Annotated in this window: 28 protein-coding genes; 1 reads left to right on the plus strand and 27 read right to left on the minus strand. The window is 44.0% G+C overall.

Going from position 1 to position 16,308, the window contains the following annotated elements:
* Positions 1-293 precede the first annotated feature (293 nt).
* The 5 genes from IEY53_RS08100 to IEY53_RS08120 all read right to left on the minus strand — a co-directional run bounded on the left by IEY53_RS08100 (position 294) and on the right by IEY53_RS08120 (position 3,479).
* On the minus strand, positions 294-1,106 hold the full coding sequence (locus tag IEY53_RS08100) for an inositol monophosphatase family protein (RefSeq protein ID WP_189023770.1): 813 nt from the start codon (positions 1,104-1,106) through the stop codon (positions 294-296).
* Between the two features lie 670 nt (positions 1,107-1,776).
* Positions 1,777-2,388: a hypothetical protein gene (locus tag IEY53_RS08105; protein WP_189023773.1), complete on the minus strand. Its 612-nt coding sequence runs from the start codon at positions 2,386-2,388 to the stop codon at positions 1,777-1,779.
* A 442-nt stretch (positions 2,389-2,830) separates the two neighbouring features.
* Positions 2,831-3,016, minus strand: coding sequence for a hypothetical protein (locus IEY53_RS08110; RefSeq protein WP_189023774.1), 186 nt, complete (start codon positions 3,014-3,016; stop codon positions 2,831-2,833).
* An 86-nt stretch (positions 3,017-3,102) separates the two neighbouring features.
* Positions 3,103-3,291: a hypothetical protein gene (locus tag IEY53_RS08115; protein WP_189023776.1), complete on the minus strand. Its 189-nt coding sequence runs from the start codon at positions 3,289-3,291 to the stop codon at positions 3,103-3,105.
* Between the two features lie 5 nt (positions 3,292-3,296).
* Positions 3,297-3,479 carry a hypothetical protein gene (locus IEY53_RS08120; protein WP_189023778.1) on the minus strand — a complete coding sequence of 61 codons (183 nt, stop codon included), beginning with the start codon at positions 3,477-3,479 and terminating at the stop codon, positions 3,297-3,299.
* 157 nt (positions 3,480-3,636) lie between these two features.
* Between IEY53_RS08120 and IEY53_RS08125 the strand changes: the two genes are divergently transcribed.
* The gene (locus IEY53_RS08125; protein ID WP_229696063.1) at positions 3,637-3,879 is read left to right on the plus strand and encodes a hypothetical protein; all 243 of its coding nucleotides are present in this window, start codon (positions 3,637-3,639) and stop codon (positions 3,877-3,879) included.
* A 112-nt stretch (positions 3,880-3,991) separates the two neighbouring features.
* Here IEY53_RS08125 and IEY53_RS08130 read toward each other — a convergent pair whose 3' ends face one another.
* The 22 genes from IEY53_RS08130 to IEY53_RS08230 all read right to left on the minus strand — a co-directional run bounded on the left by IEY53_RS08130 (position 3,992) and on the right by IEY53_RS08230 (position 16,307).
* The gene (locus IEY53_RS08130; protein ID WP_189023782.1) at positions 3,992-4,471 is read right to left on the minus strand and encodes a GIY-YIG nuclease family protein; all 480 of its coding nucleotides are present in this window, start codon (positions 4,469-4,471) and stop codon (positions 3,992-3,994) included.
* A 45-nt stretch (positions 4,472-4,516) separates the two neighbouring features.
* Positions 4,517-4,795 carry a hypothetical protein gene (locus tag IEY53_RS08135; protein ID WP_189023784.1) on the minus strand — a complete coding sequence of 93 codons (279 nt, stop codon included), beginning with the start codon at positions 4,793-4,795 and terminating at the stop codon, positions 4,517-4,519.
* Positions 4,796-4,825: 30 nt separating this feature from the next.
* The gene (locus IEY53_RS08140; protein WP_189023786.1) at positions 4,826-5,014 is read right to left on the minus strand and encodes a hypothetical protein; all 189 of its coding nucleotides are present in this window, start codon (positions 5,012-5,014) and stop codon (positions 4,826-4,828) included.
* Between the two features lie 55 nt (positions 5,015-5,069).
* Positions 5,070-5,237: a DUF7167 family protein gene (locus tag IEY53_RS08145; protein ID WP_189023788.1), complete on the minus strand. Its 168-nt coding sequence runs from the start codon at positions 5,235-5,237 to the stop codon at positions 5,070-5,072.
* A gap of 61 nt (positions 5,238-5,298) precedes the next feature.
* Complete coding sequence (locus tag IEY53_RS08150; protein ID WP_189023790.1) at positions 5,299-5,487, minus strand: hypothetical protein; 189 nt, start codon at positions 5,485-5,487, stop codon at positions 5,299-5,301.
* A 50-nt stretch (positions 5,488-5,537) separates the two neighbouring features.
* Positions 5,538-5,723 (minus strand): hypothetical protein, encoded by a 186-nt coding sequence (locus tag IEY53_RS08155; protein ID WP_189023792.1) that lies wholly within the window; start codon positions 5,721-5,723, stop codon positions 5,538-5,540.
* Positions 5,724-5,757: 34 nt separating this feature from the next.
* A complete protein-coding gene (locus IEY53_RS08160) occupies positions 5,758-6,060 on the minus strand; it encodes a DUF7678 domain-containing protein (RefSeq protein WP_189023794.1) in 303 nt (100 codons plus the stop codon).
* A complete protein-coding gene (locus IEY53_RS08165; RefSeq protein WP_189023796.1) occupies positions 6,060-6,269 on the minus strand; it encodes a hypothetical protein in 210 nt (69 codons plus the stop codon). Before IEY53_RS08165 ends, IEY53_RS08160 begins: the two co-directional genes overlap by 1 nt.
* A gap of 38 nt (positions 6,270-6,307) precedes the next feature.
* Positions 6,308-6,973, minus strand: coding sequence for an ArpU family phage packaging/lysis transcriptional regulator (locus IEY53_RS08170; protein ID WP_189023798.1), 666 nt, complete (start codon positions 6,971-6,973; stop codon positions 6,308-6,310).
* A 194-nt stretch (positions 6,974-7,167) separates the two neighbouring features.
* Entirely contained in the window at positions 7,168-7,602 is a 435-nt protein-coding gene (locus IEY53_RS08175; protein WP_189023800.1) for a hypothetical protein, read from the minus strand.
* A gap of 42 nt (positions 7,603-7,644) precedes the next feature.
* On the minus strand, positions 7,645-7,950 hold the full coding sequence (locus IEY53_RS08180; protein WP_189023802.1) for a hypothetical protein: 306 nt from the start codon (positions 7,948-7,950) through the stop codon (positions 7,645-7,647).
* Positions 7,951-7,984: 34 nt separating this feature from the next.
* Positions 7,985-8,260: a hypothetical protein gene (locus tag IEY53_RS08185; RefSeq protein ID WP_189023804.1), complete on the minus strand. Its 276-nt coding sequence runs from the start codon at positions 8,258-8,260 to the stop codon at positions 7,985-7,987.
* A gap of 73 nt (positions 8,261-8,333) precedes the next feature.
* The gene (locus IEY53_RS08190; RefSeq protein ID WP_189023806.1) at positions 8,334-8,522 is read right to left on the minus strand and encodes a site-specific DNA-methyltransferase; all 189 of its coding nucleotides are present in this window, start codon (positions 8,520-8,522) and stop codon (positions 8,334-8,336) included.
* A gap of 260 nt (positions 8,523-8,782) precedes the next feature.
* Positions 8,783-10,702 (minus strand): DNA cytosine methyltransferase, encoded by a 1,920-nt coding sequence (locus IEY53_RS08195; protein ID WP_229696045.1) that lies wholly within the window; start codon positions 10,700-10,702, stop codon positions 8,783-8,785.
* Positions 10,703-10,830: 128 nt separating this feature from the next.
* Positions 10,831-11,016, minus strand: coding sequence for a DUF6906 family protein (locus IEY53_RS36030; RefSeq protein ID WP_373293824.1), 186 nt, complete (start codon positions 11,014-11,016; stop codon positions 10,831-10,833).
* Positions 11,017-11,018: 2 nt separating this feature from the next.
* Entirely contained in the window at positions 11,019-12,350 is a 1,332-nt protein-coding gene (gene dnaB / locus IEY53_RS08200) for a replicative DNA helicase (RefSeq protein WP_189024302.1), read from the minus strand.
* A gap of 22 nt (positions 12,351-12,372) precedes the next feature.
* Positions 12,373-12,714: a replicative helicase loader/inhibitor gene (locus IEY53_RS08205; RefSeq protein WP_189023808.1), complete on the minus strand. Its 342-nt coding sequence runs from the start codon at positions 12,712-12,714 to the stop codon at positions 12,373-12,375.
* On the minus strand, positions 12,707-13,777 hold the full coding sequence (locus IEY53_RS08210) for a replication protein (protein ID WP_189023810.1): 1,071 nt from the start codon (positions 13,775-13,777) through the stop codon (positions 12,707-12,709). Before IEY53_RS08210 ends, IEY53_RS08205 begins: the two co-directional genes overlap by 8 nt.
* A gap of 455 nt (positions 13,778-14,232) precedes the next feature.
* Complete coding sequence (locus IEY53_RS08215; protein WP_189023812.1) at positions 14,233-14,922, minus strand: Rha family transcriptional regulator; 690 nt, start codon at positions 14,920-14,922, stop codon at positions 14,233-14,235.
* Between the two features lie 158 nt (positions 14,923-15,080).
* Positions 15,081-15,248, minus strand: coding sequence for a hypothetical protein (locus IEY53_RS08220; protein WP_189023814.1), 168 nt, complete (start codon positions 15,246-15,248; stop codon positions 15,081-15,083).
* Between the two features lie 277 nt (positions 15,249-15,525).
* Positions 15,526-15,702: a hypothetical protein gene (locus IEY53_RS08225; protein ID WP_189024347.1), complete on the minus strand. Its 177-nt coding sequence runs from the start codon at positions 15,700-15,702 to the stop codon at positions 15,526-15,528.
* Positions 15,703-16,049: 347 nt separating this feature from the next.
* Positions 16,050-16,307, minus strand: a complete 258-nt coding sequence (locus IEY53_RS08230) for a hypothetical protein (protein ID WP_189023816.1) — start codon at positions 16,305-16,307, stop codon at positions 16,050-16,052.
* Position 16,308 lies beyond the last annotated feature (1 nt).

Raw genomic sequence — 16,308 nt, forward strand, 5'->3', positions numbered from 1 at the left:
ATCTGTAATTTCAATAGTCGACCAATAATATCCTTTTTTTTCCGCTAAACTATCCTGCCCGTTAGCGGGGAAAAGGCAGCCGAGTAATAGTTGGCTGCTTTCCTAGTTGTTATTGCGGTATCGTTTCCCGTTAGCGGAATGACCTGTCTGTAAACTATGATACGGTTCACCGCGCTGGCTGAAGGGGCAAGTATTTAAGGCTATCCTGAAAAGGATGGCTTTTTCATTGAAGAACATACCTTACTAAGCTAACATTTTTGCACGTACACAATGTTGAAAAGAGACTGAACCTTTTATTCGGATTCCATCCGCAATAATGTCAAGAGATCATCGAAGATTCCAGGTGTCGTGAATACGACCTCTTCTCCATAGAGTTCTTTAGGGATGTCATCGGGCACCGCTTGTACATGGCAACTCAATGCTCCCGCCTCCCGTGCAATCAAGCCTGCGGCGGCTACGTCCCACGGTGCAAGACTTTCTGTATGCGCATCTAATTTTCCGGACGCCACATAACAAATGTCTACTGTTGGTGCGGCAAAACGCCTAATGTCACGACAGTTTCTTCTGAGTCGGTTCACTCTTTCGATTGCTGGTTGCACTTTTGCTGGATCATGCGGAAAACCTGTGCCAATGACAGCATCTAGTAGTGAAGTACATTTACGAATTCGTAAACGCTCACCATTGCAATAGGAGCCTTCCCCTTTAATCCCTACATAAGTACAGTTCAAATCTGGCGCATATACTGCTCCTGCCAGCACTACGCCATCAAGGGCAAAAGCCAATGAAACGCCGTAATGCGGCAGGTTCCGAGCAAAATTAACTGTTCCATCTAAGGGATCAATCACCCAAACTGGACCGTCAAACTTGAAATTATCCCAGTTATGTACTCCATCTTCCTCCGAAAGAATTCGATGACCTTGAAATGTCCCCATAATGGCTTCTTGAATGATTCTTTCCGACAGCAAGTCAGCTGATGTCACAAGTTCACCCGCATCCTTGTAATTCACTTCAATTTTTTCCCGGCTGCGCAATTCGGAAATTCTGTCACCCGCTTTTGTTACAGCCTGTTCTGCAAACAACGCTAATTCTCGAAGGTCGAACTTCATTTCGTTCCCATTCCTCCTTACAGTGCGTAATCTTTTTTTCAGACATAGATCATATTCGTGACCCGGTACCACATCCCTTTTTAAGGAGTCATTTTCATTTTCATTTTCAGGAGGACTACTTCAACCAACGTATAACTGAACTGGAAGACGAAGCTGAACATCCATTCAACATAGGGGAGAACGGCATCATCGTCTTGCTTGAAGTTGATCCTTATCATAAGTAACGACAAGTTTTTTCGGTTGGGGGACGGGCAAGATTGCTTGCGAGGTATGAGATTTAGGACACAGTACGGCTAGTTGAACAAAAACAGCCGATCGTGTTGAGATCGGCTGTCTTAATGTTTTTGAGCTATCGTTTCCCGTTAGCGCAATGACTTGAAAAAGCCCATATGAGTAACGTTCCCGCATTCACGAACCATCACTGGGCGTAAGGGGCGCCAGCCTCGTACGACAGACTTAGCCAGTGCAGGGTTGTCTGCTGATTCCGCTTCCTCGCTCCTGAAAATCTCATCCCCGAATCCACTTCTAACTTCGGCCGGACCGAGGGGCGAATGCCCCGATGCGTGAATATGGTGTTACCTGAAGTAACCGACATCTTCGAATAACCCAAATATGTCCTATCATTCTTTATCCTTCACTCGCATCAGCGCAATACTACAAGTTATCATTGTTACATGTATTCAGCTATATATTGTTCGTTCCAAACCTGTGCTTCAATAAAATAATCAAACTTCCGCTTAGGCTCAGATCTCCATTGCTCCCCAGGCATACCAAACTTATCAATAGTATCAAAGATACCTTGCTTAGTGAAAAGCTTACCATGATATTGAGAATTAAAATGAATGGCATCTGTCTCCCTTGATATAAATCTTGTTGCCATACTATCTGGATATGTAAAACTAACTTCTAAATCATTGATTTCATCTAATGCTACTTTGATTGTTGAATAGTTTTCCCCATATGCCTCTTCAAGATGAGAAGATTCACCTAAAACAAAATAAATAGGATGTCTAGTTTTAGGTTTTCCACCTAGACTTATAAACTCATTGATTAACCAATCCTCTGTTATAACCCTCTCGTTAAAATACCATTCAAAGTTATTAAACCTTCGAAATGCCCTTCCCGAAATTGTTTTAAGTCTATCAGCAATTATACTAGCTTCATAATAATTCAACTTCGTTAAACTTAAGAATGGTCTTGTTCCTTTCATAAAGTAATGAGTCAAATAATGCTTAGAATTATTCATTATATTCACTTCTTCTTTCTTGTTTTTCTTTATCATTCGGTTGTTTCAGGTAACGTCTTATTTACGAACTTTGTAAATAACTCCATATGTAGAGCATTCGCGAAATCATTAAGCTATCCTGCCCGTTAGCTTAATGAGGCGGTGGCAGTCTAATACTTTATTTTTTCAGTCTACAACTTTATTTTCTCAGTCTAACACTTTATTTTCAGTCTACTTCTTTATTTTCTTTGGACATCTATATTTTGATCCTTGGTTGGAACCCTCCCGTATGCATTCTTCAATGAAACCCTTTCTAAAAAAGTGTCTCAAATAATCCATCAAATCACTGAGACGTTTCATAACTGTTTTTGTGGCTTTTTGAAACGAAATTATCAATAGCATTTTCGTTGTCTCAAAAAGCATGCTTTTTGGAACTGTTCCTTCATTGAAATAGAAAGGTGACCTAGGTCACCTCAAATTGAAACTCATAAATGAAAATCTATTTATAACGTTTACCCACGAACTCTAATTGCTCAACTATCTGTATGAAATCTCTCTCCATTTTCTCATAGAGCTCCAAATCTTCTTTCTTTATTGCATCCTCCATAAGATCGCTATAATCTGCAAGTTGCTGCAATAAAGTGCGCCGCTCATGCAGGTGTCCTTTCTGTAATCTGAAGTTCATCCAATCACGCTCCTTATTTATTTTGATAATTCTGCCTGCAGCAGATTGTAAAGCCATGTATACGTAGTCCTAGCCTAAGAAGCCCATTAAGATTCAGGAACTAATTTATAATAGACTGCTTCAATACTCCCCTTAATTGGACGTACACTGGTTCCACATCTTTTAAGATCAGCAATAATTATTTTCGCCTTGGTTTTATCCTGAAATCCCTCTAAAATCTCTTCAGGCGTTGTATATTGTTCAAAGCGTTTTCCGAAGTAAACTGCAATTTTCATTTCAATCACTCCTCGGTTAGTATGATGTTGTCTTTGCCAGCATAAGTAACACTTGCAATTTTATTGTCCGCATCTTTTATCTTCACGGTGTACCTATCAACTAGCTTTATTTCCAGCAACTCCGTTACGAAATTTACTTCTAGCCATTTCAAAATATAAAACTGCTCGACGGTTTCAGCTTTGATCATCTAACGAATTCTCCCTTGGCTTTATGTGTCTACCGACCAGTGTCTTCGTACTGTGCAGCAATCATTATGATTCTTGGCAAAAAACTCATTAAGCTCCCGAGCAGATTTGTTTAATGGTAAAATGGTAAAAAAATGAATTGGGGGTAACGAAGTGCGAATGTATGCCCTTCTTAAAGAACATGTTGATAATGTTAGAAAGCTTATGATTTACGATAATGAAAATGGAGTTTATGTTTTTTTGTATTATACACAAGAAGATAAGAGTGGATTTGCCGATTTATGGTTTGAAACGATTGATGAAGCTGTTGACTACTGCATTGAAAAGTACAAAGTAATACAGGACCAATGGGTTATTATAAAAGACCCAAAAGAGGGTCAACAACACGATATTATTAATTAAATAGCAATATACTTAGCGTTCGTTTGAAATTTCAATACCACCCCCTCCCTACGCCGTTTGCGTCTTATCGGCACTATCTTTTCGTACTACGCAACACAGTTTGTTCGTTAAATTACATTGCGGCAATCTTCTCTTTGAAAGCATAATAGTCTTCCTCAGATATTTCGCCATTATGCCATTGCCTACGCATAACAGCGACCATTTCAAGTGCAGCTTTTCTTTCGGTAAGTCTAAATTCTTCGACACGATCTTGTTTTGATATTGTTTCTTTCCACTTTTCCATTAACTTGCAATCAAATTCTCTGAATTCAACTGGTGGTAATTCCACAGTCAGTTCGTCATGAGCCTTATCATCCACGTTTAATGGCGGTTTGAATTTATTTATAAGATATACTTCGTAAAGGAACATATCAGCTTCACTTTGGAATTCTGCGTATTCAATCTTTGTTACCCGCTCTATATTTACAGATCGGTGCATCGGCTTTCGAAAAAAGTGGCCCCGCAGCCTCGATTGCAAATCTTGTTTTGTACGACCGAGATAAAGCATCCCCCAGTCCTCATATATCTTGTATAAAATGAACCCTTTCGCCATCAGCTCACTCCCTAACGCAGCAATTCATTGAGCACATCGGACTGTTCAACTGCTTGACTCCAACGCAGACAGAGATGCATCCTTTTTATGAGAGGTCAGATAAATAAGTTCAGTCTCTGATCCAGATCCACACAATCCATATTCCTTTACATGATCATCAACAAAAACATAAACTTTGTCCCATGTCAGATATCCCTTTACGACAAGCTCATATTTTGCGAAGCTGTTAAGCATCATCTTTGTAAAAAGAAACATATGACTCTTGATACGCCGAGAATCAAGTCCTACTGAATACTCAATATTGAATGAAGTCGTTATATCCATTTTCCATTCATCCCTCCTTCGTACTATTCATCAGTTTGTATCTTCTAATGTCAGATAGTCTTTAGCTGATTCACAGTCTTTTAATTCCTCACGCAATTTTGCTAAGGTCTCCACGCTTGGTTGATCCGTAAAAGGTTCGTACACTTCAATCTGTTTTTCCAATTGCAATCGTCTAAGCTCCAAGCCAATCAAAGCTTGTAACCTTTGTCTGCTATTCATAAAAACACTCCTTCACATTTTGCGTCTTACTGGCACTACGTTTTCGTACTGCACACTACTTGACCTCAACCCAATAAGGGTCTAATCTCTCCCAAGCCCATTGTTTATACTCTTCTTCAACTTCATCGGCAGTCATTGTTGCGGGCAGCTCAAATTCATCCTCATGTTCAACCCCCGGAAACCCTGTCCCAAGAACAAATTTATACTTTTTAGTACCAGCCATATCTATCATTCCTTTCAATTTGTTACTCTGTATGCGTTTAAGCCAAGTGCTATGGTGATATTCAGTCAATTACTTCAAGTGAGGATGTAGGAACATCATTAATTGAGCGTGATAAACCATCCCGACGAACTACAGAAAGTCCTCCAAAGACCCAAACAATTCGCCCTTTATCTCCGACTTTAGCTCTTTTGGTCTTCCCATTAGATGCAGTTATATCTTTGAGAAATGTCACCTTATCACCAGTCTTCATTGTCGCTACCCTCCTTCGTTATATGCGTCAACCATGCATCACACACGGTTTTATCGAAACAACTGTTTATAATCCTTGGAATCGAATTTCCCCGTTTCCCGATCAACAGCGACCAGACCGATATCCGTATGAAAAACATGGCACCTATCATTTGAATGTGCATAATGGACTTCTTTATAATCTGCTTCCGTTAATACACGACACAACATCATTTGTTCAAACAGACCAAGTTGCATAATTCACCTCCTAATCCGTTGGGCTTTTCGCAATCTAACGCAAAGCCTCAAACCGCCAATCCACCGCTTTATCATCAAATTGCCGAATTGCTGCTTCAATAACTACACGAATTGTGCTATCTTCCGGGGGCTTACCATCCCAGCCCCGATCATAATTGACCAGATGTTTGCTGAACTCTTTTTGTTGATTCGGATACACGGTCAACCGACTAATTCGACCTTCGGATATCCCATACGAGGACGGCTGTGAGAATACATGTGCTTGTACATAGAGACCTTGCACCTCTCCTTCAAAGATGTCCCCTGCGTACAGGGGACGTTTGTATTCCAGTGGCATTAGTGTTTATCTCCTTTTTTGGCATATAACTCATACTCATCGGTCATTGCAGAATCTTCCAATACATTTCCGTTAAACAGGACTTCTAATGCTGTTTCAGAATCATGCCCTTTTTTCAAAAGATCGGCATATATCCATTTGAGATAAGCATCCTGATGTACAAATCTGAGCATTTGTGATGCATTGAATACGGGATAATCTGATTCCATACGATTCATCCTTTCTGTTTTAGAGTCCTGAACGGTCTCTAGATAATCCGCAGGGACTGAGCCAGTAAAATAAGTGCGGTTTTCTTCACCTGATAATACTTCGCACGGTACCAGTTGAATTCGTTCATAAGATACTCGTCCAGCGCTTCCTCGCGGTAAAAATATTTAGACTCAATCAATTTCAGTTGATCTGGATCAAGGCTGCGCAAGGCTTTTTCCATAGGATATAACTGATCCTCCACTTCCCAAATTTCATCTTGGAGCCTTTCGGCTTTATCATACATACTCAGTACTGCATGTTCAGTGGAAGAATGGGGGAGTCCTGATCGGCCACTGACTCCGGTGAGCTCCATACCCGCTGTAACCTTAGGCTCCTTCGGCTTGATTTGCTGCAGTTCTATATTTAGCCATTTTATCCGCTTGTTTGCTTGGTAGTATTGCTTCAAGCGATACTCTACGATAGATACATACTGCTGACGAATGGCTACGGGTATGTTCATCTCAATTTGTTCTACTTCTTCATCACAGTGACTGCCTGATGATTTCCCCGTCTTCTCCAAGTGTTCTTTGATAATCATCAATTCCCGGTGCAACGCAGTTGAAGAGTTTGTCTTCACTGATTTTTTTAACTTTTGGTATCGGGCGAATAACCAATCTACCGGCACCGATGAGATGTTAAGCTCCGTGACCTGAAAGTTCTTCAATCCCCCACACTCCCCCCTGGCTATATCCTCTATCTCCTCTACATCAAAGTCCCATGCACTTTGCGTAAATGTTTGCTGGCATCCTTCACAATGGAATGTGCTCTCATCCACTACTCGGCAAACTTTACCGCATTGAAGACAAATCAATGCTCACTCCCCCCTGCTTGAATTGATTCAGTAGTATAATCACCGATTCAATCCAGAAATTCCTGAATCAATTTTCCAGCACTATCAAAATATTTAGTGCGCCACCAGGGATGACAGTTTTCCGGGTACCATTTCCCATCGAAACAAACATCAAGATTTCCTGAATTATTGGCTCCTACGATTACCCCCGATTGTCCGTTCACTTCAATTTCCATACCCTGATAGGCGAAAGGTATGCCTCTGCGTTCGCAAACCCTTTCGAAGTCCACCCGATTACTGAATAGATCACTAACCTTAAAACCTCCGATCTTCCGGCAGTGCAAGAATCGAAACACTTCGCTAAATGGTTCTTCCCACAAACCATCTTGAAGATATTCCCAATAAGCGTATTTGGCCTTTCCCGGCGTTTCTCCTTGGATTGTCTGCTTGCACCATGGTTCGTCCCATTGGCTTTTTTGGCACCACACTTCATATGTGTTCAAGGCTCAAACCTCTTCCTTTTTTAGAATTTTTCTGAATTGACCTCATGATTTCATGGGGCCGTAGCTTGTCATGATTGATTCGTAAGCATCTGTACGATCGTAGAGAGCTATATACCGATGCTGATTATCGCTTATTCCTGCTCCAGCATTCGCGCTGTACAGGAAAGCAGAAGGTGCTTCACTTTCTCTGCTCAGTATTGGCACACCCAGTTTTTTGCAGCGCGTCATGGTCAGAAGTACAGCAAATGAGTATAGCTTGCCCTCCCATCGATTCGAACGGGGAATAAAGTAGGGAAGAGCAGATTTCAATACTTCTGATTTGTTGTACCTACCTTGTTCATTTGGCATATGCACCTCCTCCTTGATCTTAGAAAAGTTATTGCTATCGGCGGCTGACCCAGGCAAATGCCATTTTTCCACGCCCGGAATCTTCGACCACATAGGCTACCCCTTTAGTCACGTAAATGTTTGGACAGATCCTCAACATTCCGAACGCTGTTGAAATGGAATGATGTTGAGCCATCGCTGAATCAGGGTAAACATGTAGTTTCAGACGCTCAATTCTGCACTCCTTGTCTTTAAGAAGCAGAGATTGGAGAGCACTGTTGATCATAACTAAAGCGCGTGGGTGAATCAGATTAGTGGCTAGTTGGTTCATTTCATTGATCTCTCCTCCCACAGGCGATTGCAATCCACAATTGTTATATTTCAGGCGTTGGCTCCAGCCCCAGTCAACCGGTCCATGCAGGAACAGTCACCGGCGGCAGACCGGGCATCGGCGTGTAAGTTGTCTCCGGCCAGACTGTTGGCGGAATGCCGTAATCCCGTAAACCCCAGTAGGGCGGGGATGTCACAGTACAGTGAAAGCTCTCGGCGGCCAGCTGTGGCATAATCTGAATGTTGTCTCCTTGTAGGATCAATGTGTTACCTCCGTCCTGAGTTAATCTTTTGACCGCCATTTGTAGCCGGGGTAGTCTCTCTTAAAAATGAACTTCCGCAATTGTTCATCAGACCTACTTTCTATTTGTTCCAGCTTTAGCTCACAGCGTCGTTTTTGATATTCCGCAAATCCTACATAATCACGAGCAGTCTTCAGCAGATCCTCACGGGAAAACCTTCGTAGAAGGGTCGCGGATCTCTCGGCTGTCGGGGGCAGTCAACTTGGCTACAGGCATCAAGATCAATGCACTAAAACAGTCATAGGCTCAACAAATGGAACCACCCACACCGGATTCCAGCTAAGTTCAAAGGATACCTCTGCCTCTGCTTCCGCTCCCGCCAGCAGAACGACATTACCCATCTGCTCCGCTGCATCCTTCGGAACGGCATTCCCAATGTATTCTCTTGCCTTGGCGTCAGAGCAGCCTTCCAGTTGAAATGGCCTTCCGTCCGGAAGAAATTGCGGGAAGCTCTGCAGCATCGCCATTTCAAAAGTGGTTAATGGCCGATGCCACGTGCCATCTTCGGCAATAATAATCATGACGCACCGCTCATCTGGCTCCGGAATCCGTGGATCTGCAACTGCAGCAGCTCCGGAATGGATGTCGGCAGTACCCGTGACTGTCTTCGCTGGAACGTCCCAAGCCTGTACCCCCATGGTGTCCGCGCGAGGAGCACACTTCATTCTCGGGTCCGCAATGCTGGAGGCCGACTGCATAATTCGTGAAGCGCCCCGAATCGTTTTGGAAGCCATGTCCCATTCTTGCACCCCGTAACAATCAGGCTGCAGTATCGTCCGACAACGTGGATCAGAAATGAGTTGAGCACCGCTTTGAATGTCGGTATCTCCAGTGACTGTCTTTGCTGGTTCCAGCCAGGACTGCATCTTGAATTGATTTGTATATCTGCCAGCTCGATCATTCACTCTTGAATCCGAGATTGCTATCGCTCCACTTCCAAATCGCGTGCCGGTCACACAAGGGGCCGGTTCATCATCCTTCGCGACTCGATAGGCTGCAGGGTGGCGACTGTCCCGTTCAGATAACCTAGGGTCAGCTACACTCAAGGCCCCATTGTTTGAACCTGTTGCGCCGGTTGCACAAGGCGACTCTTCTTCCCATCTCACCAATCTGTAAATGTTGGAATGGGTCCCTTCTCCCAGGTTCATTCGTGGATCTGATATGGCTGCTACGCCATTGCTCCGGCCAACGCCTGCTCCTCCGGTTACGGTCCGACTCGTTAGATTCCAATCTTCTACCGCCCAGGCCCCACTCCGGGGTTCGTGCTGAAGGCGATATTTTTCAAATTCAAAGGTGTTCAAGTCCCGCCAATCTCCTCCAGCAGGAATAGCCATCAGCTTTTCCCAAGATTTTCGGGCAAGCTTGGGCATCCGATGAAGAGGCCCTCCCGCCGTCATATCACCTGGAAATGGTAGTGGACCGATAATGTCTCCAATGGTTCGCAAGGGTTTCCGTTCCGGATAATAAATCACGTTCGGAATCTGTGCTTCATGCCGGGCCATAATGAGGAATCGGACACGGTTCTGCCCAAGGCCCCCGATTTCTCCAAGGTTATGATCCGCACGGATGCTGACTGCATACCCATATTTCTGAAGTAGTTTCTTGATCTGTTTTAGGAGCTTCTTGCCTCGGGTACTGATTCTTGGAACATTCTCCAATTGAATAATGGCGGGTACATTGCCGCCGTATTCATCGCAAGCCTGCAAAGCCAGCTCTAGCCCACTAACGGTTAGAAAGTTCAGCGCCTGGTATTTATCCGAGTTCGCTTTATTCTGGGGGAGCAACCCGCTCAACCCCTTACACGGTGGAGAGGTAAAGAGGAAGAAGGGTACCTGCTGCCCAAAGGCCAGCCAAATATCCCATGGTGTCATTTCTCGCCAGTGTGATGGTGGCTGTTGCTCATGCCAGGCTTCGTACTGCCAGCGACGGAACAAATCCATTACGACTGCCGTTTTCTCGCCCGTAATCAGATCATGATTGCGGCAAGCTACCGGATCACTGTCAATCGAACATAGCAGTTTGAATTTATATAGTTTGCCACCATATTCAACCTGTGATTGCAGCAATCCGGCTGACTCACCGCCAATTCCACCAAATAACACAGCAGCTGTTTTATAATGAGTTGTCATTGTCTGTTCCAAATAAATCCTCCTTTGAGGCATTATTACACCGAATTGAGATCATATGTTCTATTTCATAAGCAAGACTTCCCGCCCTCGGAACATCAATTCTTCCGAAGCCACCTTTAAAAAATATTTTTGTTCCCACTCTACCGGCAGTTTACAAGGCGAATGTTGCCCTTTTTCTTATGCAGCAACTCCAATTTTTTAGAAGTAGCACTCACCACCAGCCAATTTTCTGGGGCCAGTTCATAGGAGCTAATGATTTGCTTCTGACGCAGTGTGGGACGTACCCCCCTCAGTTTCTTTGTTTCGTTGTTATTTGTAGTTATCATGGCTAACGAGCATCTCCCAACTTTTGATCTTGATTATGATTGCGTTCATAGTTAACAAACTTATTAAAATTCTTCAGGAACACCAACTCTACGGTGCCGACCGGACCATTTCGCTGTTTGGCAATAATAATTTCGATGATGTTTTTCTTCTCTGAATCCGCGTTGTAATAGTCATCACGGTACAAAAAGGCAACAACGTCCGCATCCTGCTCAATTGAACCAGACTCCCGTAGATCACTCATCATCGGACGCTTATCCTGACGCTGCTCCACATTCCGGCTGAGCTGAGACAAGGCAATGATAGGTACGTCCAATTCCCTCGCAATTTGCTTCAGTGTCCGGGAAATCTCCGAGACTTCCTGCTGGCGGTTTTCGGTAGATTTACTGTTCCCACGAATCAATTGCAAGTAATCGATAATAATCATGGCAAGTCCTTTTTCCTGCTTCAATCTGCGGGCCTTGGTCCGGATGTCCCAAACGGTCAGTCCCGGTGAATCGTTCACCAGAATATTCCCAAATTGAGCAACTGTGTCCACCGCTCGCCCCCAATCGCTGTCACTCATATTCACTGTACGAATACGATTGGCATCCACCTGACCTTCGGAACTGATAAAGCGTTTGGTCACTTGCTGTCTTGGCTGCTCTAAACTAAACACTGCAATAGGCGCTGTGACACATTTAGAAGCATTGGATGCAATATTCAGAGCTACTGCCGTTTTCCCTACCGATGGCCGAGCAGCGATGATTATGAGGTCGGACTCCTGGAACCCATTCGTCATGTTGTCCAGATCCCTAAAGCCGGAAGGCACACCATTAATCCCCCCTCCGTGAGTCAGTACCTGCTCTTCCATCTGTTCAAGAGCTTGCACACCCAATTGCTGCAGGGGAATGAAATCCGGTTCTCTGGCTGCCGAAGATTGAGCCATGAGGTGATCAACGGTACTTTGCATGCTAATTAAGGCCTGGCCTACGTCTCTATCTTCAGATGCCGCACGCATCTGCTTGTAACCGGCACGTATAATCTTTCGAAGCATGCTGTTCTCATTCAGGACACCAACATGGTACGAAAAATTTGCAGTAGAAGGGATGCTCTGATACAGATTGGTCAGATAAGAGGTTCCACCAACCAGAACCAAATGTCGGTTGTCTTTTAGCTTTTTGATTAAGCTAACCAGATCAATGGGGTCACCTGCCTTATGCAACTGACACATGGCCGTGTAAATATGACGGTGGGCCTGACCGTACATGGCCCCTTGATCCATAATCTCAACTGCGGTATGCATAAGATCAGGTTCCAAGATGATGGAGCCTAAAACGACTTGTTCGGTCTCCATGCTTATAGGCAGTTTAAATTCTTCACTCGATGAATCTGGATCGTAGTTCACTCAATCTCCTCCTGATTTCATCGGATGGCCTGACGGCGGTTTGCTCAAAGCTTTCGAGTTCTTGCATATAGGCTTCCGCCTCTTCTTTGGACTGTTCTGAAAGAGTCCTGCTCCCAATCCGCCCTCGAATTTGTGAGATACGTGGTGGAAAATCACTGGTCAGCACATGTTCAGCCACATTTCTCAATGCTTGATCCAGTGGGAAATCCCGTAAGTATTTGAGATGCCGTTCTATGCTTTCATCGCTGGTATCAAAGTGTTCATAATCTTTCCTGATTGCAATTAGGAGAGCTGCGACTTCGCCTTTATGCATGTAATGCTGCCTCCTCTCGCATAATCCTCTCCAAGCGTTCAATCTCTAACTGCTTCGTGGTTTTTTTGCCGTCTATAGAAGAATACAAACCTGCATTTGGTTCTTGTTCTCTCACTACGTCCGCCCCCCCTCGGTCCCGATACCCTTTCAGCACCCCATGAACGTAGGCCAAGTTCCGTTTCTCTGGCCCCATCCGGTATGCTTCTCTTAACGCTTTGGACAGCCATTCTCCACCGTACTCGTTGTAATAGGCAGTTAGATCAGCCTTATCGAATGCAGTCACTCGACCGCTGGAACAAAAATTATCTGCATAATCCCGAAGCACACTGGCCAGTGTGTGTCCCTCAAAATGGATTCTTGTACTTGTACTACTAGAACTAAATCTTTTTTTAATACTAGCTTTAATACTAGCTTTAGAATCGCTGAACCCTTTGATATGACAAGGATAATCGCGCTTGACGGTTCCCTTTTTGGGAACTGAACGGTTCCCTTTTTGGGAACTGGGCAGTTCCTCTTTTGGGAACTCGGTTCCCTTTTTAGGAACTGAATGGTTCCCCTTTTGGGAACTCGGTTCCTTTTTCGGGAGCTTGCTTCCCTTTTTGGTAACTGTATTTCCTTTTTGGGGACCCGGTTCCTCTTTTGGGGGTTCAGTTCCCTTTTTGGGAACCGATTGCTTCAGTAAATTAGGTGAGGGACGGGCAAGATTCAGATTAATCAGTTCATTAAATTTCTTCGCAGAGCTTGAAACTGAATCAATCTCCCATAGGTCGAAATGCTTGTTGACCTGAAAAATACTCATTTCTTTATCCCATAGAACGACCTTTCCTGCGATTAGGTCATCTAAAACTTCGCGGATATGATTCTGGCGAATACCGGCTTCTTCAAAATTTTTCAATTCCGGAATGATTGCCGATGGTTTCCCGCATCCCCAGCTCAAAGTCAGGATAAAGTCAATGACATCACGCTGACGCTTAGAGAACTTCCGCCGGATCAGCTCTCGGTGTATTTCATGTGATATTCTTATGTGTGCATCCGTTGGTTGAGGATTAACATTGGAATCCACGGCATCTCCCCCTGTTTAGCCGAATACTGAGCGCAAAATTGCGTTAAGTGGATAATATTGCGCTAAAGATACTTTTATGAGATAATCAGTTCGCAAATTGGCTTGGTACGTAAGCATCGGAAGTGCTTGCGTGCTTTTTTTTATGCTCACTTCGCATAATGTTCTTGATGAGCACATGATGTTGCAGTGGGCTGCGCTCAAACCAGATGGTTGCCAGTAAGGGCAATGTCATGTCATCAACCACAGAATCCTCTCCTCTCGTCGATATTGTTAAACGCCAGATTGCGTTCAGCAACTTCCCCTCAAACACTCAGCGCAGGTTTACGTACTGCTTCTTCCATCACTGAACGCTTATTTGCGTTTACATAGAAGCTATTCACTCAACGGAATACTGCGTTCAGCTTACTGGACGCACATCATCGTTCAGTGAACTACAGACACAACGCATCTTTGCGTTAACCCTCAGGCATCCATACCTCCACAACTTTCAAAGCCAGCTGATAATCCTTCTTAAGGATATCCCGGTAACTTGACACAGCAAATTCCACATAGATCGCCCGGTACAATTTACGAAACAACTCGGGCCGCTGTGAGGAATTCTTAGCAAGTGTAAGGATTCTCTGGCCGATAGCCGTCTGCAAGGTTTTCTGTTCAGCAGCCTTTAACGTAATTTCTTGTTCAGTCTGTACTAATAGCTGCTCCATGTTATGCACACGCTCCTTCATCTGGGAGAATGCTTCTTCACTAATTAAGAAGTTAGAGGGGGGATTCAATTGCTGCAATTGCTGCAGTAACTGCAACTGCCCTTCCATGCGGTTGAACGCGGCAATATACTCTTCCTTAAACCGTGCAGCTTCCCGGCCCGTAAAACCAGTAATTAGAAACACAAAGCCGTCCCGAGTGACTTTATAGTAGAGATTGTTTCTCCCCGTCTTGTCCTTATAATGACTCTGTGCAAAATTGCGTTCAGTAAATTCAGCGCTGCATTCCAGTGACTTGATGCTCCGCAAAATATCCGCATGACGTTTACCAAACTTGAATGCAATCGTCCTGCTGTCGGTCATGGCTTGTCCATTTTCCTCATAGACAAAATGGGGTGTTTCTTCATTTGCCAAAAGCGCCTTTCCACTACTTTCCTGGGTCATTTAGTGTCCTCCCTAATTCATGCAGGATTTGGTGATACTCAATTACAGTGGGAGTCGATTTTTTAGAACCGGCTCTCGTTACACAGAAATCTATGAAAGCTCCTTCTATGGCGGGATACCGCAACAGGCCCAAGGCGCTTAGGCGCTCGTCAGGCGGATTAATCAAATGAGTTTTCGTAAACTTTCCGGGCCTCCTCCAGTGTTTTAAAATCAAACTCACTATAGACGGCTTTTACTACTTCCCTGATCTTCTCTTCAGGCCATCCCTTCCGCTCCAGGGCAGATCGGATGTAACCCAAGCAAGAGTTGTTGCTCCATTGCTGCATGCTGCTTCCTCCTTGTAGATAAGGGCTTTAGCCCAAATTGTATTTGAATCCACCCTTACGAAAATTTATTGGTAGCTAAACTATTTGTAGATACTAAAGGAGGTGATAAACCTTACCTCCATGTCATTAATGAAAGACAAAACAAGTGGCTTCCCCCGCCATTTGCGTCGAAACATCGAAATGATTTGAGATAGAAAGCTCTCGTCTGCTCCAACGTCAAAGCATCTTTGCAAAGTTATATGTATAGTCCTCATTTCTTTCTTCATTACTAGCCTCCTCACTGCAGAAAGATATACGGATACTCCACTCTCACTATGGAATATCCAGGACAAGCCAGTGCAAAATACGTTACAAGTTCCCGCTGAAAAGCCGCTTCATCTGTCTTTTGCAATGCCCAAATCCGGTTTCCAACCATACTTTTAGTTAAGGGTTTGTCGTTTACTAAGGACTTCACTTCTCTATCCCCATTCTCATGATTGGACTCAACGCAATTTTGCGTTCAGTGTCTATGGAAAATTTCTAGATAAATCTCTAGATGTTTTGAAGGTAGCGTTGGACAAATACATTAATGAGAAATCCTGAACATATCCACAAATTCCCCTTCTCTAAATATGCAATTTTCATAAAGTTTGCCTTAAGCCTGAACGGTGTGTTCCTCCTCCTTTAGATCTAATTGAAATGAATGTTGTTTACTGAGGACTCAGCGCAATTTTGCGTTCAGCGCTTCTGGATGCGTTAGCCGCATCTCCGTGCTTGTCTGTAGATTACGGACAAGCACGGAGACAAGGCCAAGGCCTGTCCTCATTTTTGGTATAAACGAATCCGGTCCTTCACCAGTCCTTGGATATCTTCTGGAAGATCAGGCAGAAGATTAGACAGACGTCTCAGTTCTTCTGAGGCTTGATTTCTTATTTGTTCGGTAGATGCTAGTGGATCTGCCGAATTAGCCTGAAACGTTAACTGGACGTATCTGAACGCTAACGCTTCAGCAAATTCTAATTTATCCTTTTCGCTCATATGCACGTCAGGAAGTGGTTGGTTTTCAGGATGTATGTTCAAT

The organism is Paenibacillus albidus, from assembly GCF_014644435.1.
GTDB classification, from domain to species: domain Bacteria; phylum Bacillota; class Bacilli; order Paenibacillales; family Paenibacillaceae; genus Paenibacillus_AQ; species Paenibacillus_AQ albidus.